The sequence below is a fragment of the Natrinema sp. LJW11 genome, assembly GCF_056135975.1.
Genome location: NZ_JBWBDM010000001.1, coordinates 303,934 through 322,464, shown reverse-complemented (window position 1 = coordinate 322,464; position 18,531 = coordinate 303,934). Strand labels below are relative to the sequence as shown.

Annotated in this window: 16 protein-coding genes; 10 read left to right on the top strand and 6 right to left on the bottom strand. The window is 65.1% G+C overall.

Annotation, left to right across the window (positions count from 1 at the left end):
* Positions 1–79 precede the first annotated feature (79 nt).
* The gene (gyrB, locus tag AC0QDI_RS01555; RefSeq protein ID WP_474664571.1) at positions 80–2,011 is read left to right on the top strand and encodes a DNA topoisomerase (ATP-hydrolyzing) subunit B; all 1,932 of its coding nucleotides are present in this window, start codon (positions 80–82) and stop codon (positions 2,009–2,011) included.
* A gap of 18 nt (positions 2,012–2,029) precedes the next feature.
* Positions 2,030–4,519: a DNA gyrase subunit A gene (gene gyrA, locus AC0QDI_RS01550; RefSeq protein ID WP_474664569.1), complete on the top strand. Its 2,490-nt coding sequence runs from the start codon at positions 2,030–2,032 to the stop codon at positions 4,517–4,519.
* 200 nt (positions 4,520–4,719) lie between these two features.
* Here gyrA and AC0QDI_RS01545 read toward each other — a convergent pair whose 3' ends face one another.
* Positions 4,720–5,253: an Rrf2 family transcriptional regulator gene (locus tag AC0QDI_RS01545; protein ID WP_226042140.1), complete on the bottom strand. Its 534-nt coding sequence runs from the start codon at positions 5,251–5,253 to the stop codon at positions 4,720–4,722.
* 177 nt (positions 5,254–5,430) lie between these two features.
* Entirely contained in the window at positions 5,431–6,117 is a 687-nt protein-coding gene (locus AC0QDI_RS01540) for a metal-dependent transcriptional regulator (protein ID WP_474664567.1), read from the bottom strand.
* A gap of 157 nt (positions 6,118–6,274) precedes the next feature.
* Between AC0QDI_RS01540 and rocF the strand changes: the two genes are divergently transcribed.
* Together rocF and AC0QDI_RS01530 are read left to right on the top strand one after the other, a co-directional pair.
* Positions 6,275–7,195 carry an arginase gene (gene rocF / locus AC0QDI_RS01535; RefSeq protein ID WP_474664565.1) on the top strand — a complete coding sequence of 307 codons (921 nt, stop codon included), beginning with the start codon at positions 6,275–6,277 and terminating at the stop codon, positions 7,193–7,195.
* 117 nt (positions 7,196–7,312) lie between these two features.
* Positions 7,313–8,482 carry an NAD(P)/FAD-dependent oxidoreductase gene (locus tag AC0QDI_RS01530; protein WP_474664563.1) on the top strand — a complete coding sequence of 390 codons (1,170 nt, stop codon included), beginning with the start codon at positions 7,313–7,315 and terminating at the stop codon, positions 8,480–8,482.
* Positions 8,483–8,641: 159 nt separating this feature from the next.
* On the opposite strand, the gene AC0QDI_RS01525 is transcribed toward AC0QDI_RS01530, so the two are convergent.
* Entirely contained in the window at positions 8,642–9,172 is a 531-nt protein-coding gene (locus tag AC0QDI_RS01525; protein WP_474664561.1) for an acyltransferase, read from the bottom strand.
* A gap of 122 nt (positions 9,173–9,294) precedes the next feature.
* Here AC0QDI_RS01525 and AC0QDI_RS01520 point away from each other — a divergent pair, with 122 nt between their 5' ends.
* Positions 9,295–9,633, top strand: coding sequence for a DUF7344 domain-containing protein (locus AC0QDI_RS01520; RefSeq protein ID WP_474664559.1), 339 nt, complete (start codon positions 9,295–9,297; stop codon positions 9,631–9,633).
* 73 nt (positions 9,634–9,706) lie between these two features.
* Here the strand turns inward: AC0QDI_RS01520 and AC0QDI_RS01515 are convergent, their stop codons facing one another.
* A complete protein-coding gene (locus tag AC0QDI_RS01515; protein ID WP_474665643.1) occupies positions 9,707–10,516 on the bottom strand; it encodes an Nmad3 family putative nucleotide modification protein in 810 nt (269 codons plus the stop codon).
* Positions 10,517–11,227: 711 nt separating this feature from the next.
* Between AC0QDI_RS01515 and AC0QDI_RS01510 the strand changes: the two genes are divergently transcribed.
* From AC0QDI_RS01510 to AC0QDI_RS01500, 3 genes are all read left to right on the top strand, one after another.
* Positions 11,228–11,962: an MBL fold metallo-hydrolase gene (locus tag AC0QDI_RS01510; protein ID WP_474664557.1), complete on the top strand. Its 735-nt coding sequence runs from the start codon at positions 11,228–11,230 to the stop codon at positions 11,960–11,962.
* Positions 11,963–12,180: 218 nt separating this feature from the next.
* The gene (locus AC0QDI_RS01505; RefSeq protein WP_474664555.1) at positions 12,181–14,877 is read left to right on the top strand and encodes an efflux RND transporter permease subunit; all 2,697 of its coding nucleotides are present in this window, start codon (positions 12,181–12,183) and stop codon (positions 14,875–14,877) included.
* Positions 14,874–15,626: a TrmB family transcriptional regulator gene (locus AC0QDI_RS01500; RefSeq protein ID WP_474664553.1), complete on the top strand. Its 753-nt coding sequence runs from the start codon at positions 14,874–14,876 to the stop codon at positions 15,624–15,626. Before AC0QDI_RS01505 ends, AC0QDI_RS01500 begins: the two co-directional genes overlap by 4 nt.
* Before the next feature lie 24 nt (positions 15,627–15,650).
* Here AC0QDI_RS01500 and AC0QDI_RS01495 read toward each other — a convergent pair whose 3' ends face one another.
* The gene (locus AC0QDI_RS01495; protein WP_474664551.1) at positions 15,651–16,718 is read right to left on the bottom strand and encodes an mRNA surveillance protein pelota; all 1,068 of its coding nucleotides are present in this window, start codon (positions 16,716–16,718) and stop codon (positions 15,651–15,653) included.
* 209 nt (positions 16,719–16,927) lie between these two features.
* On the opposite strand from AC0QDI_RS01495, the gene AC0QDI_RS01490 reads away from it, so the two are divergent.
* Together AC0QDI_RS01490 and AC0QDI_RS01485 are read left to right on the top strand one after the other, a co-directional pair.
* On the top strand, positions 16,928–17,347 hold the full coding sequence (locus AC0QDI_RS01490) for a DUF4870 domain-containing protein (RefSeq protein ID WP_474664549.1): 420 nt from the start codon (positions 16,928–16,930) through the stop codon (positions 17,345–17,347).
* A gap of 152 nt (positions 17,348–17,499) precedes the next feature.
* Complete coding sequence (locus tag AC0QDI_RS01485; protein ID WP_474664547.1) at positions 17,500–18,117, top strand: hypothetical protein; 618 nt, start codon at positions 17,500–17,502, stop codon at positions 18,115–18,117.
* A gap of 32 nt (positions 18,118–18,149) precedes the next feature.
* Here the strand turns inward: AC0QDI_RS01485 and AC0QDI_RS01480 are convergent, their stop codons facing one another.
* Positions 18,150–18,443, bottom strand: coding sequence for a hypothetical protein (locus tag AC0QDI_RS01480; protein WP_474664545.1), 294 nt, complete (start codon positions 18,441–18,443; stop codon positions 18,150–18,152).
* Positions 18,444–18,531 lie beyond the last annotated feature (88 nt).

The following is an 18,531-nucleotide window of genomic DNA, read 5'->3' as shown; positions in this document are numbered from 1 at the left end:
GGTCGCCCGACTGCTCGCGCTCGCGCGCGTACACGTGACTTTTATTAGGGCCGGACCACTATCCGAAAGCAGGTTTTACATGTCCCAGGAAAGCGAGTACGGCGCCGGGCAGATTCAGGTCTTAGAAGGCCTGGAGGCCGTGCGAAAGCGACCGGCGATGTACATCGGCTCTACCGATTCTCGAGGCCTCCACCACCTCGTCTACGAAGTGGTGGACAATTCGATCGACGAGGCGCTGGCCGGCCACTGCGACGACATCACCGTCTCCATCCACGAGGACGGCTCGGTGAGCGTCGCCGACGACGGCCGCGGCATCCCCGTCGACACGCACGAGGAGTACGACCGCCCCGCACTCGAGGTCATTCTGACCGTCCTCCACGCCGGGGGCAAGTTCGACAACAAGTCCTACCAGGTTTCCGGCGGCCTCCACGGCGTCGGCGTGAGCGTCGTCAACGCCCTCTCCCAGCGCCTCGAGGCCGAGGTGAAGCGCGACGGCGGCGTCTTCCGCCACGCGTTCGAGGCCGGCGAACCCGTCGGCGACATGGAGCGCGTCCGCGACATGGAACCGGACGAGGAGACGGGCACGCAGATCCGATTCTGGCCCGACACCGGCATCTTCGAGACGGGCGACATCTCGTTCTCGACGCTCTCGAACCGGCTTCGGGAACTGGCCTTCCTCAACTCGGGCGTCCGCATCACGCTCCGCGACGAGCGCGAGGACGACGACCAGGGCGAACCCGTTTCCGAGACTTACGAGTACGACGGCGGCATCCGCGAGTTCGTCGAGTATCTGAACGAGACGCGCTCGGCGATGCACGACGACATCATCTACTTCGAGGACGAGGACCAGAACATCCAGATCGAAGTGGCGATGCAGGCCACTCAGGAGCTACAGGGGTCGATCCACGCCTTCGCGAACAACATCAACACCCGTGAGGGCGGAACCCACCTCACCGGGTTCAAAACCGCCCTCACGCGGACGGTCAACGACTACGCCAACGAGAACGACCTGCTCTCCGATCTCGAGGAGAACCTCACCGGCGAGGACATCCGGGAGGGACTCACCGCGGTCATCTCGATCAAACACCCCGATCCCCAGTTCGAGGGCCAGACGAAGACGAAACTCGGCAACAGCGAAGTCCGCGGGATCGTCGAGAGCGCCATGCACGAGGGACTGGGCACCTACTTCGAGGAACATCCCGACACCGCCCAGGCGATCGTGATGAAGGCCGTCGAGGCGGCCAAGGCCCGGATGGCCGCCCAGAAGGCCGAGGAACTGACGCGCCGGAAGTCGGCGCTCGATTCGACCTCCCTCCCCGGCAAACTGGCCGACTGTCAGACCAAGGATCCGGACGAAGCGGAACTGTTCATCGCGGAGGGCGACTCCGCGGGCGGCAGCGCGAAGCAAGCCCGGAACCCTGATTTCCAGGCCATCCTCCCCATCAAGGGGAAGATTCTCAACGTCGAGAAACACCGCCTGGATCGGATCCTCGAGAACGACGAGATCCGGAACATGATCACCGCGATCGGCGCGGGGATCGGCGACGAGTTCGACGTCGAGAACATCCGCTACAAGAAGATCATCATGGCGACGGACGCCGACGTCGACGGCGCGCACATCCGGACGCTGCTGTTGACGTTCTTCTACCGGCACATGCGCCCGCTGCTCGAGGGCGGTTACGTCTACGCGACTCAGCCCCCGCTGTACCGCATCCGCTACCGCGGCGAGACCTACGACGCGATGACCGAGGCCGAGCGCGACGAGATCGTCGCGAAAAAGTGCGACGGCAACCCCTCGCAGGTCCAGCGGTTCAAGGGGCTCGGCGAGATGAACCCCGAACAGCTCTGGGAGACGACGATGAATCCCGACAACCGCATCCTCAAGCAGATCACGATCGAGGACGCGGCCGCGGCGGACAAGATGTTCTCCGTCCTGATGGGCGACGCCGTCGAACCCCGCAAGCAGTTCATCAAGGACCACGCGCCGGAAGCAGAGTGGATCGACATATAGAGATCTTACTATAACTACATGAGTTCAGACGTACCCGATCCGACGGACGTCGAGGCGCGGTCAGTCGAAAACGTCCGTATCGAAAACGAGATGGAGCAGAGTTACATCGACTACGCGATGAGCGTCATCGCCGGTCGCGCCCTCCCCGACGTCCGCGACGGGCTCAAGCCCGTCCACCGGCGCATCCTCTACGCGATGCACGAGATGGGCGTCTCCTCCGGGAGCAGCCACCGCAAGTCCTCCTCGATCGTCGGGGAGACGATGGGTGACTACCACCCCCACGGCGACAGCGCGATCTACGACACCCTGGTTCGGCTGGCACAGGACTTCTCGATGCGCTATCCGCTGATCGACGGCCAGGGGAACTTCGGCTCGATGGACGGCGACCCCGCCGCCGCGCCGCGATACACTGAAGCGCGGATGGCCCCGCTCGCCGAGGAACTGCTCGAGGACATCGACAAGGACACGGTCGACTTCTCGTCGAACTACGACGACCGCCTGCAGGAGCCCGACGTGTTGCCGGCGGCGTTCCCGAACCTCCTCGTGAACGGCTCCTCCGGGATCGCGGTCGGGATGTCGACGAACATCCCGCCGCACAATCTGGGAGAGGTCATCGACGCGACGATCGAGTTGATCGACAACCCCGACGCGACCGTCGACGACCTGATGGCACACGTCAAGGGACCGGACTTCCCGACGGGCGCGAACATCGTCGGCCGGGACGCCATCTACTCGGCCTACAAGACCGGCCGCGGTCGACTCCGGGTCCGCGCCGAGTTCGAAGTCGAGGAGTGGAAGTCGAACCGCGAGCGGATCGTCATCACCGAACTCCCCTTCCAGGCCAACAAGGCCCGCCTCGTCGAGCGCATCGCCGAGGACGTCAACGAGGGCGAGATCGAAGGCATCTCCGACCTGCGCGACGAGTCCGACCGCAACGGGGTCCGCGTCGTCGTCGAACTCAAACGCGGCGCGAACGCGGAGGTCGTCGAGAACAAACTGCTCGAGAACCACCTCGAGCGGACCTTCGGCGTCATCAACCTCGCGCTGGTCGACGGCCAGCCCCGCGTGCTCTCGCTCAAGGAGACCCTGGCGGAGTACATCTCCCACCGCCGAGAGGTCGTCCGACGGCGCAGCGAGTTCGACCTCCAGGAGGCCGAGGACCGGGCGCACATCCTCGAGGGTCGGATGACGGCCGTCGAGAACGCGGAGGACGTCGTCGAACTGATCCGGAACAGCGAGGACCGATCGGCCGCGAAAGCGGCGCTGCGGGAGGCCTACGACTTCTCCGAGGACCAGGCCACCCACATCGTCCGGATGCAACTCGGCAGTCTCACCTCGATGGAGGCCGCCGAGATCGAATCCGAGTACGAGGACGTGCAGGCCGAGATCGAGCGCCTGACCGCGATCCTCGAGAGCGAGTCCGAACTGCTCGCCGTCATCAAAGACGAACTCCGCGAGATCAAAGACGAGTACGCCGACGACCGCCGAACCTCGATCGTCGAGGATCAGGGCACGGTCACCCACGAGGACCTCATCCCCGAGGAGGAGGTCTTCGTCGTGATGACAGAGGACGACTACGTCAAGCGGATGCCGATCGACGGCTTCGACCCCCAGGGTCGCGGCGGGAAAGGGATCATCGGCGCCGACGTCAAAGAGGACGACCGGGTTACGACGGTCTTCCGGGCCAACACCCACGACTACCTGCTTTGCTTTACGAATCAGGGCGAAGTCTACCGGCTCAAGACCTACGAGATCCCCGAGATGGGCCGGACCGCCCGCGGGAAATCGGCGATCAACATCCTCGACCTCGATCCCGGCGAGGACATCACGGCCATCGTCGACACCGACGCTTTCGACGACGACGAGTTCGTGACGATGGTCACCCGACACGGCTACGTCAAACGCACCGCCGGCGAGGAGTTCGACAACATCCTCTCGACGGGGATCATCGCGGCCGACCTCGAGGAGGGCGACGAACTGGTCGACGTCGACGTGACGGACGGCTCTCAGGACCTCGTCATCGCGACCGAGGGCGGCATGACGATCCGCTTCGACGAGACCGAGGTCCGCGCGATGGGCCGGAACGCCCGCGGCGTCAACGGCATCAAACTCCAGGACGGTGACGCCGTGGCGGGACTGGTCGCGACGGACGAGGACGACGGACAGGCGTTGCTGACGGTCACGGAGAACGGCTACGGCAAACGGACGCTCCTCTCCGAGTACCGCACCCAGTCACGGTACGGCAAAGGGCTAATCGACATCAAAACGGGCGAACGAAACGGCCCCGTGACGGCCGTCAAGGCGGTCGATACGGACGACCAGCTCGTGATGATGAGCGAGCGCGGCCAGATCGTCCGCACCCGTGTCGACGAAATCTCGACCGTCGGCCGGAACACGATGGGCGTGATCGTGATGGAAGTCGACGACGGCGACGCGGTCGCGAGCGTCGACGTGATTCCGGCGTCGGCGGTCGCCGACGCTGACGACGCAGTCGACGATCCGAACTGACCGCTCGAGGTCCCGTTGCGATACTGATACGGACTGCTGTACGTCATTTCCGGCGCGACCGCAGGCCGGATCGCGGTCGCGCTGGGAAACCGTTACAGCAGCCGTATGACGCTGACTCCCGACCGTTTTCGCGTCGCAACTGTCGAACGCCAGCGCAGGCGCTCGGCGGAGAAGCGTGGTGAACGCGGCCGACAGCCCGTTCAGTGTGCCGGTTCTTCGGCGGGCGCGACCATGTCGTCGATGCGCAGGATGAGGATGTTGTTCGTATCGTCTTTCCCGTCGACGGTGCCTTCGATGACCAGTTTCGAAAGCGGCGTCGGGCCGACGGTGACGGAGTCGTTCTCGTGAATGTCGCTGAGGGTCCCCTGGATGTGAATCTCAGCGCGGCAGAGTTCCGGATGGTGGACGCTCGAGAGATCGATCTCCTCGATGATGGTGTCGTCGACGGGTTCGCCCTCGTGTTGCATCGGGACCGCTGCGGGCTCGTCCATCTGCTGGATCTCGAGCGCTTCGTAGGCGGCGGCCGTCGGTTTGTAGCCCCCTTTCGGCCCCGGTACGCCCTCTACCAGTTGCAGGGCTTTGAGACTCTGCATCTGGTTGCGGATCGTCCCCGGATTGCGGTCGACCTGTTCGGCGATATCTTCCCCTTTGATGGCGTCTTCGGTCTCCTTGTGGAGATTCGTTAGCGCGCGGAGGATTTTCTTCTGGCTGGGGGTGAGTTCGATGGATGACATAGTGATATATTCGTATTTGGATTCCTTAAACCCGGCGGGTGAGCCGAGCGTTTTGGCAGTATTGTGACGGTTGAGCCGGCGCTGCGAAGAAGTTTCGGTTCGTTCGCGCCACAGCAATTTGCATCCGTTCGATTGGAACCACCCCGGACTGACCGAACCGCTCGAGCGGTCCCCGTCCTACGACGACGGTGCGGGCTCCGCGGGCGTCGCAACTCGAACGTGATGGGCGACGGACTCGGGGAGCGAGACCGGCTCGTCTGCGTCGCTCGAGCGAGCCGTCACCATCCCGAACGGTGCGATTTCGAGGATTTCCAGTTCGACGCCCGGTTGGACGCCGTGCTCGGCGAGATACGACAACACGTCCGGATCCTGGTCGGCGACTTCGGCGACGGTCACGACGGTCCCCGCCTCGAACTCGGTGATAGCCTCGCCGTCGGGGCGTTCCGGCGGCTCGAGGTCCGCGCCGGGGATCGGCGATCCGTGGGGGTCGACCGTCGGCTCGCCGAGGGCGTCGGCGACGCGGGCCTCGAAGTTTTCGCTGATGTGATGTTCGAGCCGATCGGCTTCCGCGTGGACTTCCGACCAGTCGTAATCGAGGTGTTCCGTGAGGTACGCCTCGAGCAACCGGTGGTGCCGGACGACCTCGAGAGCGACGGTTTCGCCCTCGTCGGTCAGGGTCACCCCGCGGTACTTCTCGCGGTCGACGAGTTCGCGCGCCTCGAGTTTATCGAGCATGCTCGTGACCGTCGGCGACGTGACGTCCAACTCCGCCGCGATCTCGGAGGTCTTGATCCGATCGTCCGTCTCGCGCTGGAGCTGATAGATCGCTTTGAGGTAATCTTCCATCACGTCGCTCAGCATCATGCTGTACCGGGATTAGACGCGTCTAACCCTAAAGCTATCGCAGCGTCGGACCGGATCGTCGCTTCCGGCGAACCACCACGAAACCGACCGGCTGCATCGTCACGATACCCGCCGTCGACATCGCCACGACCAAACCGGTCGACGGCGTAGCGCACGTATGGGACGAACCGTCAGAATCATCGGCGCACCGATGGACTACGGGGCGAACCGCCGCGGTGTCGACATGGGGCCCTCGGCCATCCGATACGCGGACCTGGCCGACGGCCTCGAGCGAGCGGGCGTCGAACCGATCGACGACGGCGACCTCTCGATGCCGCGGGCCGAGGAGCGCGATCCGGACGCCGACCAGCCCAGTCGGGGACACGCGAAATTCCTCCGGGAGGTCGAGGACGTCTGTTCGCGCGTGGGCGATCGAGTCGCCTCGACGCTCGCCGACGGCGAGTTTCCGCTCGTCCTGGGCGGCGACCACTCGGTCGCGATCGGGTCGCTCGACGGCTCGGCGCGAGCCGCGGATCTCGGCGCGATCTGGTTCGACGCCCACGCGGACCTCAACACGCCGGAAACGTCACCCAGCGGGAACGTTCACGGGATGCCACTGGCCGCGGCCCTCGGACGCGGCGCGTTCGGTGAGACCGAGTGGGCACCCGCGGCCGGCCTCCGGGAGTCGTCGATCGCCTACGTCGGCCTCCGGAGCATCGACGGCCGCGAGCGCGAACTGATTCGAGAGAGCGAGATGACGGCCTTTACCATGTCCGACATCGACCAGCGGGGCGTCTCCGCGGTCGTCGAAGACGCGCTCGCGGTCGCGACCGACGGGACCGACGGCGTCCACGTCAGCCTCGATCTCGACTGGCTCGACCCCAGGGCGGCGCCCGGGGTCGGCACCCCCGTCCGCGGCGGCGTCACCTACCGCGAAGCCCACGCCGCGCTCGAGGCGATCTCTCGACGCGACGAGGCCCGCGGACTACTCAGATCGATGGACGTCGTCGAGGTCAATCCGATTTTAGACGAGGCGAACGAGACGGCGACGCTCGCGGCCGAACTGACCGCGAGCGCGTTCGGGAACCGGATTCTCTGATCGGCTTCGATGAGCCGGGTCGAACCGGCCCCACGAGCGACTCCTCGGCATGAGAACCGAAGGCACACTGATTCCCGTTTCAACACCTTTGTATCATAGTGTTTCGCAGTGTTGCGTATGACTGAGAACGTCGTCGTGCTCGGTGCCGGCTACGCCGGTACCGGTGCGGTCAACAAGCTCCAGTCGGAGCTCGAAGGCAACGCTCGGCTGACCTGGATCGCTGACGTCGACTATCATCTCGTTTTGCACGAATCCCACCGCGTGATCCGGGATCCGAACGTTCGCTCGGACATCACGTTCCCGGTCGACCGGATCGCGGATCCGTCGACCCGGTTCATTCAGGACGAAGTCACCGGTCTCGATGTCGAGGAACGGACCGTCGAACTCGCCGACGGCGATGACGTCGACTACGACTACGTTCTCGTCGGTCTCGGCAGCCAGACCGCCTACTACGGCATCCCCGGCCTCGAGGAGCACTCCCTGACGCTGAAGAGTCTCGACGACGCCCTCGAGATCAACGAGGCCGTCACGGAAGCGAGTCAGGAGGCGACGCGCGGCGACCCCGCACAGGTCGTCATCGGCGGTGCCGGCCTCTCGGGCATCCAGACCGCCGGCGAGATCGCGGAATTCCGCGACGAACACCGCGCGCCGATCGAGATCCACCTCGTCGAAGCGCTCGAGGAGATCTTCCCCGGCAACGATCCGGAAGTCCAGCAGGCGCTGCGCGACCTGCTCGAGGAGGCCGGCGTCCAGATCCACACGGACGACCCGATCACCGAGGCCACCGCGGACCACATCGAGTTCGACGAGGGCGACCCCCTCGATCACGACGTGCTCGTCTGGACCGGCGGGATCACGGGTCGCGACGCGATGGACGGCGTCGACCTCGAGAACGAACACAACCGAGTGACCACCGGGGCGAACTTCCAGACCTCCGACGAGCGCGTGTTCGCCATCGGCGACTCGGCGATCATCGATCAAGGCGACCAGCCCGCACCGCCGACGGCCCAGGCCGCCTGGCAGGCCGCGGACGTCGCCGGCGAGAACATCGCCCGCGCGATCGAGAATCGTCCCCTCAAAACCTGGGAGCACGAGGACAAGGGGACCGTCATCTCCGTCGGCGAGAAGGCCGTCGCCCACGGCGTCAAACCCGCCTTCGGCATCTCCCTCCCCGTCGACACCTTCGGCGGCTACCCGGCGAAGAACCTGAAAAAGATGATCGCCGCCCGCTGGATCGCGGACATCACCTCCTGGAACGTCGCCCGCAAGTCCTGGTCGTCGCTGTAAGTCCCCGATTCTGGGGCCGCGTTTGGGTCTCGAGTCCGTTTTTCCCGCTTCGTCACCACCCTACCAGCGACCGGTGAGTCGCCGATCGAGGGATCAATACCCGCGCCGCCAGTAGCCGCTCGCGCGCGACCCGCGTGCACCGCTCGCTCGAGGCCGATCTCAGTCCCGCTCGCCGTTTCTCGGTTCACCCATCGGTTCGGCCGGCACACCCGCCACCGTCGCCCCGGGCGGGACATCGCGGGTCACGAGCGAGTTCGCCGCGATCCGGGCTCCCTCGCCGATCTCGACGCCGGGAAGCACGATCGCGCCCGCGCCGATCATCGCCCGTTCACCGACGACGACCTCGCCGGTCCGGTACTCGTCCTGGAGGAACTCGTGACAGAGGATCGTCGCGTCGTAGCCGACGATCGCGTCCGCTTCGACGGTGATCAGTTCCGGCCAGAAGACGTCGGGCGTGGCCTCGAGACCCCACGAGACGCCCTCGCCGACCGTGACGCCGAGACGCCCCAGCAGCCAGCGTTTGAGCCGGAGGCTGGGCGAGATTCGAACGAGCCAGACGACGATGTAGTTGATCGCGACCCGGAGGGGGCCGCGGGCGGTGGTCCAATGGGCCAGCGAGTTGCGCGGCCCGGGCGTCGCGTGGCGCTCGACGCGCTCGTGTCGCCGCGTCGTGTCGTCGGGAGTCGTCACTGCCCCGTCCTTTGACGTATCGCCACATGAAACCGATCGATGCGGAACCGAAATCGAATTGACGAACCGACCCTAACTGGGTAGGGGATATCGCTGTCCCGATTCGCGAGAACGGAAACTGTATGTCTCAGTCTCAATCGAAGACCCTCGAGACGCGGACGATCCGCACGCTCATTTCTGACCCGACGCGCTACTCCGTTCTCGACGTGCTTCGGACGATCGAACGGGGGACGCCGGAAGAGCTGGCCCGCCGGCTCGTCTCGTCGGATCGCATCCGCGGGGACGACGATTCGGGACCCGCCGCCCGACGAACGATCACCATCGCCCTGGTCCACAACCACCTCCCGAGACTGGACGCCCACGACGTGATCGAGTACCGGGGTCCGGGGGTGGCGGTAACGCGGGGAGAAAATTTCGACGACATCGCGTCGGTTCTCGACCGGCTCGAGGACCGATCGTGACGGCGGCGAACGGGACGATACGGGTCGTTCTGTCTCACTCTGTCCGCCAGCGACTCCTCGCGCGCCGTCGCCGTCACGTGCGACCGGATTGGTCGATCGTTCGCGCTCCCGGAACGCCGACCAGTTCCCGAAACGCCGACCCCGAGAGCTCACAGCGGTAGGCCGGCTTGAACATCATGTTCGACCCGCCGGCGCGGACGTTCCACTCGGACTCGATTTCGTCGCGCAAGTAGTACTGCGGCCGTTCGTTGCCCGCAGCGACGTAGTAGTCGCTGAGCCGGATCGGCTCCCGCTCGAAGAGCCCGCCGGGCGTGCGGCCGTCGACGATGACGACCGGCTTCTCGAGGTAGAGATCGGCGCCTCGGGCGCGTTTCGCGTGCGCGTTCTCCGGATGCGCGTCGAGGATCGCTTCGCGCTCGTCGGGGGGCACCTCGGGGCCGACGACGGCCACCTGCTCGACGGTGAAATACCCGATCAGGTAGCGGTGGGCGCGCTCCCCGCCCGGCCGACGCAGTCCGGCGTAAAAGCCGACGACGTCTCCCGGCTCGAGCGCGCGGAGCCGCGAGACGTAGCCGCTGGTCCGGTGTTCGCCGTAGGTTAGCGCCTCGAAGTTCGGATCGCGGTGGAGCGGCCAGTCCGCGAGCGCGTCGCCGGTGACGGATTCGGTCCCGTCGTGGACCGGCTGGGGCGTGATACGGGTCGTCAGGTCCGCTGCGGTCCCGTCATCGGCACGGAGAGTCCACGAACCGAGGGTCTCCGTTTCGGTCGTCTCACGGGTCTTCTCCGGGATCGGAACGTATTCGAAGCGACCGTCGTCGTAGAGGGGAGCCAGCGCGCCGACGTTCGTGCTGTCGGCGCCGACGCCGGCGAGAACGACTGTCATGGAGGTGTTCGTACTGTGGGTCGGATCGACGCGGCGATAAATCCGCCGAAAGGTCGGTCCGGCCGGGAGGTCGAGCACCGACGGCGCGGTCGGCGACCGATTCGGGTCAGCGATCGGTCGCTCGAGCCACGTAATAGAGGGGAACGAGAAGGATGAGGAAGAGGACGCCGGTCGCGGCGACGCCGAGCCACACCGTCGACAGCCAGCGCCCGGGAAGCAGCCGGCGACCTCGAGGACCCACAGGAGACTGTAGACGCCGACGATCAGCAGGCCGGCGACGTACACCCGCAGGACCCAGCCGACGATCCGGTAGAGCGTCGTCTTCGTGACCGCCGGCGGGAACGAGTCATCGAGGTGGCCGATCATCGTCTCACTCGCCGGTCGGTGGCGTGAGCGATACCGTCGGTATCGACGGGACGCTCGCCGCTCGAGCGCCGGCGGCTTCGAGGCGTCGAAATCGAATACATCGAACGATACCCCATGGTGTGGAATCAAATCGCTTGAATCTTTGTGCCGTTCGGGCGGTTCGAGCGCGCTCACGATTCCGTTACGGCCTCGGTTTCCACCGTCAGCCCCCACCACTCGGGCGCTGGTATCCCTCCGATTCGATCGGAGATGGCGCCACGGTCCCGCTTCGCTCTCCGGCGGACGAACGATACCGCGAGGACGACGAAAGGTACCCTTATCGGCTCGGGCGTTCCACACCCTCGTATGCGTGTCACCTTTCTCGGTACTGGAAGCGCCATGCCTACGGGGGATCGTTTTCAGGCGGGACTTCTCGTGCAGGAGGACGGACGGACGCTGCTGATCGACTGCGGTGCCGGCTCGCTCCAGCGGCTCCAGCAGTCCGGCGTCGGCTACGAGAACGTCTCGTCGGTTCTCCTGACCCACCACCACCTCGATCACGTGGCCGATCTGCTCCCGCTGCTGAAAGCCCGCTGGCTCGCCGGCGAGGAGCACCTCGAGGTCGTCGGCCCGCAGGGGACCAAGGCGCTGGTCGACGACCTGCTCGACGTCTACGAGTACATGCAGGACAAACTCGAGATACAGGTTCGCGAGGTCGTCGCCGGCGAGTTTTCCGTCGCCGGGTTCGACGTCTCCGCCTACGAGACTCGCCACTCGCTGCCGTGTCTGGCCTACCGCTTCGGCGATCTCTTCACGTTCAGCGGCGACAGCGAGGCCTTCGCGGGACTGGCGAACTTCGCGGAAGGTTCGGCGATCCTCGCCCACGATTGTTCGTTTCCCGACGACGTCGACGTCTCGAACCACCCGACGCCCGACGCGCTCGGCCGAGAACTGGCCGGCCGGGAGATCGGCCGAGTCTACCTCACCCATCTCTATCCCCACACCGAGGGCCGCCACGACGAGATGCTCGAGTCGATCGGCACTCACTACGACGGCGACGTTCGGTTCGCCGAGGATCTCAAAACGGTCTCGATCGAGTAGCCAGCACAGCGACAACCGCGTCACCGTCACAGTTCCACGATCGCGCCGATCCGCATTTTGCTCCGTCTGAACCCTGTTTCCAGCCTCTCGTATAGCGGTTGTGCCAGTTCGGAGACGTGACCGTGACTTCCAAACACGTATATACGGACGAGTTTGTAGGATCGTAACAACAGAATGGTCCCCACCGAATTCTCACGGACGAACAGAGAGGTGACCGAATGAGCGTCCCCGACCGGCTCGCGGACGCCATCACCGCGCACACGCGGGTCGTCCTCGTCGTCCTCTTGCTCCTGACGGCGCTCGTCGGAGCCGGGATGCCGATGGTCGACGACGACTCCTCGCTCTCCCAGTTCGAGAGCGAATCCGACGAGGCGAAGGCCCTCGAGCGTATCGACGAGAACTTCGCGAGCGAGCAACGGGAGAACGCGACCAGCGTTCAGCTGATCGTCCGTGGCGACAACGTTCTCGAGAAGGAGTCGCTGATATCGTCGCTCGAGTTCCAGCAGGAGATACGAGCCGACGAGTCGATCAACGCGACGCTCGTCGAGAACCAGTCGATCACCGGCGTCGAGAACATCGTCGCGATCAGTGCGATCAGGAGCAATCAAGCGCCGGAACCGAACGAGTCGGGCGCGCAACGCCAGCAGCGTCAGGCGGACGGGAACAACACGACCGACGCGTCCGGGGACGGGACGAACCGAGCGCAGCCGTCTCTCGAGGCCCAGATCGAGGCCCTCGAGGACCTGAGCGACGAGGAGTACGAACGGCTCCTCGAGCGAACGCTGTCGGGAGAGAGCGCGGAGGACAACGTCGCGATCGCGTTCATGCCGTCGTCCTACGAGCCGGGCAGTACGCAGGCGGACACCCGAATGACGTCGATCACCCAGTCGACCGCCGGCGACGGCGCGGGCGGCATGGGCGGCGGCGCGGTCAGCGACGAGATCATCGACAGTCAACTCGAGATTCGCGAGTCGGCCGAAACACAGGACCAGGAGTACCTCGTCTTCGGCGGCGGCGTCATCACTGACGAGATCAACCGATCGATGGGCGACAGTCTGGCTATCGTCGGCCCGCTCGCGATGTTGTTCGTCGTCGTCGCGTTGCTACTCGCCTACCGCGACTTGCTCGATATCCTCCTCGGCGTCGTCGGCATCGTCGCCGTCCTCGTCTGGACGTTCGGCTTCATGGGCTGGGCGGACATCGCGTTCAACCAGATGTTCGTCGCGGTGCCGGTCCTCCTGATCGGCCTGTCGATCGACTACGCGATTCACGTCTTTATGCGCCATCGGGAACAACGTGAAGCGGACGGCACCGGCGGATCCGTCCGCAGCTCGATGGCGATCGCGCTGGGCGGCGTCGGTGCCGCCCTCGTCTGGGTGACGGCCACGACCGTCATCGGCTTCCTCTCGAATCTCGTCAGTCCGATCGGCCCCATCCGAGAGTTCGGGATCGTCAGTTCGGTCGGCATCGTCGCCGCGCTGATCGTCTTCGGCGCGCTGATCCCCGCCGCCAAGATCGAGATCGACGAGTTCCTCGAGTCCCGCGGCTACGATCGCCGCAAGCGCGCCTTCGGGACCGGCGGCGGGCGCTTCAGCGAGATCCTGACGGTCGGCTCGAGCGCGGCCCGACGGATTCCGATCGTCGTCCTCGTCCTCGTCGTCTTGCTCACCGCGGGCGGCGCGTACGGCGCGACGCAGGTCGACACCAGTTTCCAGCAGGAAGACTTCCTCGCGGAGAGTCCCCCGGCGTGGACCGAGAAGTTGCCCGGCGGAATGGCTCCCGGCGAGTACCACGCCAAGGACGACCTCGAGTTCGTCAACCAGCACTTCCAGCGCGAGGACAGCCAGGCACAGATACTCGTCGAGGGTGCTGTCGACGACGACGAGTTCCTCACGAAGATCAACGAGACGCGGACCGACGCCGCCGACGACGACGGCATCGCGTACACGTTAGCGACCGGCGAAGCCGACATCCAGGACCCGCTCTCGACGATGGAACGAGCAGCCAGACAGAACGAATCGTTCAACGAGTCGTTCACCGCTGCCGACACCGACGGCGACGGCGTTCCCGACGAGAACGTCTCGGCGCTGTACGATCAGCTCTTCGCGGTCGACGGGGAAGCCGCGAGTCAGGTCCTCCACCGGGACGACGGCGGAGAGTACCAGTCGGCTCGGATGATCGTCGGCGTTCAGGGGAACGCGACCGCCAGCGAGACGACCACCGAGATGCGGACGATGGCCGACGAGTTCGAAGCGGGAAGCGACGGTCGCTGGAGCGCGATCGCCACCGGCGATCCGATCGTCAGCCACATCGTCGAACAGGACCTGTTAGACACCGTCCTCGAGAGCCTCGTGATCACGCTCGTCGCGGTGTTCCTGTTCCTGACCGCCGCCTACTGGCTGACCGGAGCCAGCGCCTCCCTGGGTGCCATCACCCTGCTGCCGGTCGCGTTCTCCGTCAGCTGGATCCTGGGGACGATGTACCTCATCGGAATGCCCTTCAACGTGTTGACGGGGATGATCACGAGCCTCACCGTCGGGCTCGGAGTCGCCTACAGCATCCACGTTAGCGAGCGCTACAGACTCGAACTCGAGCGCCAGGGCAACGTCTGGTCCGCGCTGCGGACGACCGTCACCGGCACCGGCGGGGCGCTGCTCGGCAGTGCCGCGACCACCGTCGGCGGCTTCGGGACGCTCGCCTTCGCGATCCTCCCCGCCCTCCGTCAGTTCGGGATCATCACCGGGCTGACGATCACCTACGCGTTCCTCGCCAGCGTCGTCGTCCTCCCGACGCTGCTGGTGCTGTGGACGCGATATTTCGGCCCGGACGTCTCGTTCGACACGGAAGGTGTGCGATCGGGAACGGCAACCGCGAGCGATGGCGGAACCGTCTCCGAGCAGGGTGACGGCGAGTGAGCGGCGATCAAAACGAAGCCGTCGACGCCTTCGAACAACTGGGGCTCACCAGCTACGAGGCCAAGGTGTTTATCGCGCTCCACCGGCTCGGCGCGGGGACGGCGAGAGACGTCGGCGAGATCACGGACGTCCCGCGCTCGCAGGTCTACAGCGTCGCGGAGAGTCTGGAGAACCGCGGCCTGCTCGAGGTCCAGCAGTCGAACCCGATCCGGTACCGGCCGGTCAGCGTCGACGAGGCGCGGGACACCCTCCGAACTCAGTTCGAGCGCGAACGGGATCGGGCCTTCGAGTACGTCGAAACCGTCAAGAACGAGCCGACTGGCGAGGAGACGCAAGAGGACATCTGGACGGTTCGCGGTCGCGACCGGGTCGACGATCGAACCGCCGATATCCTCTCGCAGGCGGAAGATCGGATCGTCTTCGGGACCCGTCACCCGGAACTCGTCACCGATTCGATCGAACGGGCCATCGCGGAGCGCGCGGCGGCCGGCGTAGAGGGACTCGTCGTCAGCCGAACGAAAGCGATTCGGGATCGCTTCGCCGACCTCGAACGCGTCGACGTCGAACAGCCGCCACCACACCGATCGGACGACGAGCGATCGGGACGGATCGCTATCGTCGACGACGATTGCATCCTCCTGAGCGTGATCGGCGACGGCAACGAGACCGCGTTCTGGAGCTCGGGATCGCTGTTCGCCTCCGTGCTGATCCAGCTGATCGAGGCCAGCGACGAAGTACACGTCGAGTAACCGAAACGGACGGTCGTCGCACGCCTACTCGAGGCGGTACCGAAGCAATGCCGCGATTCCGCCGAGATTGGAGAGCTGCTGGCCGGGCGGAAACTCGCTCGAGAAGACCGTCACGTCGCCGCCTTTCTGTTCCGTCGTGCGGACGATGTCGTCGACGCTGATCGCCCACTCGCCGTCGGGACCGCGTTCTTTCTGTAGCCGATCGTCGAGGACGAGCAGCCGTTCGATGGCGCCGAACTCGGCGGCCTGCTGGACCTGCTCTGGTCCGTACGCCGCCTTCGCGCCCTCGGCCATCCGCCGGGTGAGTTCGTCGATGTACTCGGCCTCGCTCTCGATGCGGGTCTCCTCCTGGACGTCGGCGACGGCGCCGCGCTTGAGCACCTCGTGGACGCCGCGGTCGCCGACGGCCGCCGTGTCGACCATCGTGATCAGGTCGGCGACCTCGGGCTCGTTCTCCTCGAGGTGTTTGTACGCGTCCTGCTTCGTGAAGCCGGGACCGGCGAGGATGATCGCGTCGACCTCGAGGCGCGTGAGGACCGTCGCGAGCTCTTCGAACAGTTCCGAACGCCCGCGGGCGTACTCGCCCTTGCCGGTCGTCCCGGTGATCGTCGCTCGCTCCTCGGTGCCGTACTGGGCGACCGAGTGGACGTGGGCCTGCCCCTCCTCGACGGTCGCGATGGCGACGTCGGGGTTTTCCGTCGCTTCCTCGGCCTCCTCGAGGCGGGCCTTCTGATCCGGTTTGAACCGCTTCTCGATCGAGAGTTCGTCGCGCGCCTCGACGTTGAGCGTGTGGTGAAAGCCGAGTTGATCTTCGCGCGAGCAGGCGACGATCTCGCCGCCGACTCGCAACCGATTGGCGAACTTGTGAAACTCGACGGTCTCGACGGCGATTGCGACCCACATGTGCTCGCGCTCGCCGCCCGTATCCCGCATCTGGTCGTCGTTGCGCTGGATGCGCCGGGTCGTGTCACCCGCGACGCGGTCGCCGGGCTCGAGGACGTACTGCAGGTGCCAGAGATCGTCAACGCTCTCCGGCACGACGGTGACCCGCTCGCGGCCACCCTCGACCTGCTCCCGGTCTTTGATCTGCATGGCCGTTCGTTCTCGGGATGTCGGTAAGTGCCCTGCGATCCGCATGTGTAGATGTCGTGCCCGACGTCGTGAGTCGATCGTCGGTTTCTCCGTTGCACGAGGATGTCTCGATTTGCGGCTGTTTATTTCATACAGGGATGTAGTACACTCGTATGAAATATAAACGATACAGTAAAATACCCTGTCAGCGTCTCTCTGGTAGCTTACTAATGTCAACAACCAACAAACCAGTGGCTGGAGCGGAACCCGTCGAACCGACAGCGACCAGTCTCGGTCCAGACGAGAACGTGGTCGGTGCGATATCGTACCTGTTCTCGCCCCTGACGGGCATCCTCGTCTACCTCCTCGAGGACGACAACGAGTTCGCCCGCTTCCACGCTGCCCAGAGCATCGTCTTCGGACTCGCCTCGATACTGGTCTACGTGACGCTCAACATCGCCACGACGGTCATGGCGATGCTCGTCGGCGATCTCCTCGGCTTCCTGATAACGGTGGTATCGTTCCTCTCGCAGATGGGACTCGGATTCGCCCTCCTGCTCGTCTGGCTCTACCTCCTGGTCACGGCGTTCCAGGGGAGGCGGACGAGCCTTCCACTCCTCGGCTCGATGGCCGAAAAACATCTGCTCTGAGCTGCCACTCGTTCAGGAGTACGAGCCATGTTTGCGCCTTCACCTAACCTGTCGACGTAACATCCGGTCACAGCAGCCGAAATTCGCGAAATCTTATCCGGTTGACATAGGTAGGGACTGACGCTATCCGCACTGCAGACTTCTATTCGGGTATGAACCTCAGATACACGGCTCAGTTAGAAGACTTCGGCGCTCGTTCGCTCCTGACCCACGTTATCATGGCGATAACGTTCGCGGGTGCGGTCGTGACGGGGCTGTTCATCGACGGACAGCTCGGACTCGTCTCGTTCGTCGCGTTCCTCAACTTCACGGCCGGCGTGTGGGTCGCACAATCGATTCACTCCCTCGGAAACGCCCGGACCGACGATTCGTACGATGGGATCCTGTCGGTGTTATCCGACACCACCGGCGAGAAGAAATACCACGGCCTCGACACCGGTCGCCTTGGCAGACTGATCGGCTTGATCGCGGCCGTAACGGCAGTCTCGCTGCTGGTTTCGGGACAGGTCCTCACCGGTGTCGTGGCCTCGATCGGCGCGGTCGCGATCGGTGCCGTCGCGCTCGTGACCGCGATGGTCGGGTTCCTGATCGCGATGGGGTCGGCGTACGACGAGTCCGAACGGCGGACGATCCATCGAACCGAACGCAACGACGACCGTCTCGAACGAGACCGGACCGGCCAGCCGACGACCGAGTTCGACGACGCCTCCGACATTCGAATCTCGATCCACGAGATGCACATGGACGAATCGCCCGTCGAACGACGGTAGACCCGACCGGCGGGCGCGGATCGCCGGTGCGGTCAGTCCCTGAGTTCCTCGAGTTTCCCTTTCGCCTTCTCGAGGCCGGATTCGAACGTTTCCTCGATCTCCTCGACGGAGCGTTCGACGTAGTGGACGCTCTCTTTCGGGACGCGGCGTACGACGTCGTTGCCGTCGTCGTCGGTCCCGTACGCGAACAGCCAGTGCTCTTGAAAGTAGGCGATCCGATCGTTGTCCACGGTGACTCGCTCGACGTCTTCACCCGGCGTCTGGTAAACGATGGTTGCGGTGCCGAGTTCCGGTTCCGTGTCGGTGTCGGTATCGATATCCACCATGGGCAGTGCATCGGCTGTCGGCCGTGTAGTCGTGGGCCCGGCAGTTGCAGCCCACCCTCACATGGGCAAAGTGAGCGGAAGCAGCTAC

Coding starts and splice junctions, on each gene's coding strand:
- AC0QDI_RS01545 (WP_226042140.1), bottom strand. CDS start 5,253: ATGTCATCCATCGAACTCACCCCCAGCCAGAAGAAAATCCTCCGCGCG.
- AC0QDI_RS01490 (WP_474664549.1), top strand. CDS start 16,928: ATGTCAACAACCAACAAACCAGTGGCTGGAGCGGAACCCGTCGAACCG.
- AC0QDI_RS01515 (WP_474665643.1), bottom strand. CDS start 10,516: ATGACAGTCGTTCTCGCCGGCGTCGGCGCCGACAGCACGAACGTCGGC.
- AC0QDI_RS01520 (WP_474664559.1), top strand. CDS start 9,295: ATGTCTCAGTCTCAATCGAAGACCCTCGAGACGCGGACGATCCGCACG.
- gyrB (WP_474664571.1), top strand. CDS start 80: ATGTCCCAGGAAAGCGAGTACGGCGCCGGGCAGATTCAGGTCTTAGAA.
- AC0QDI_RS01540 (WP_474664567.1), bottom strand. CDS start 6,117: ATGATGCTGAGCGACGTGATGGAAGATTACCTCAAAGCGATCTATCAG.
- AC0QDI_RS01530 (WP_474664563.1), top strand. CDS start 7,313: ATGACTGAGAACGTCGTCGTGCTCGGTGCCGGCTACGCCGGTACCGGT.
- AC0QDI_RS01485 (WP_474664547.1), top strand. CDS start 17,500: ATGAACCTCAGATACACGGCTCAGTTAGAAGACTTCGGCGCTCGTTCG.
- AC0QDI_RS01480 (WP_474664545.1), bottom strand. CDS start 18,443: ATGGTGGATATCGATACCGACACCGACACGGAACCGGAACTCGGCACC.
- AC0QDI_RS01505 (WP_474664555.1), top strand. CDS start 12,181: ATGAGCGTCCCCGACCGGCTCGCGGACGCCATCACCGCGCACACGCGG.
- AC0QDI_RS01510 (WP_474664557.1), top strand. CDS start 11,228: ATGCGTGTCACCTTTCTCGGTACTGGAAGCGCCATGCCTACGGGGGAT.
- rocF (WP_474664565.1), top strand. CDS start 6,275: ATGGGACGAACCGTCAGAATCATCGGCGCACCGATGGACTACGGGGCG.
- gyrA (WP_474664569.1), top strand. CDS start 2,030: ATGAGTTCAGACGTACCCGATCCGACGGACGTCGAGGCGCGGTCAGTC.
- AC0QDI_RS01495 (WP_474664551.1), bottom strand. CDS start 16,718: ATGCAGATCAAAGACCGGGAGCAGGTCGAGGGTGGCCGCGAGCGGGTC.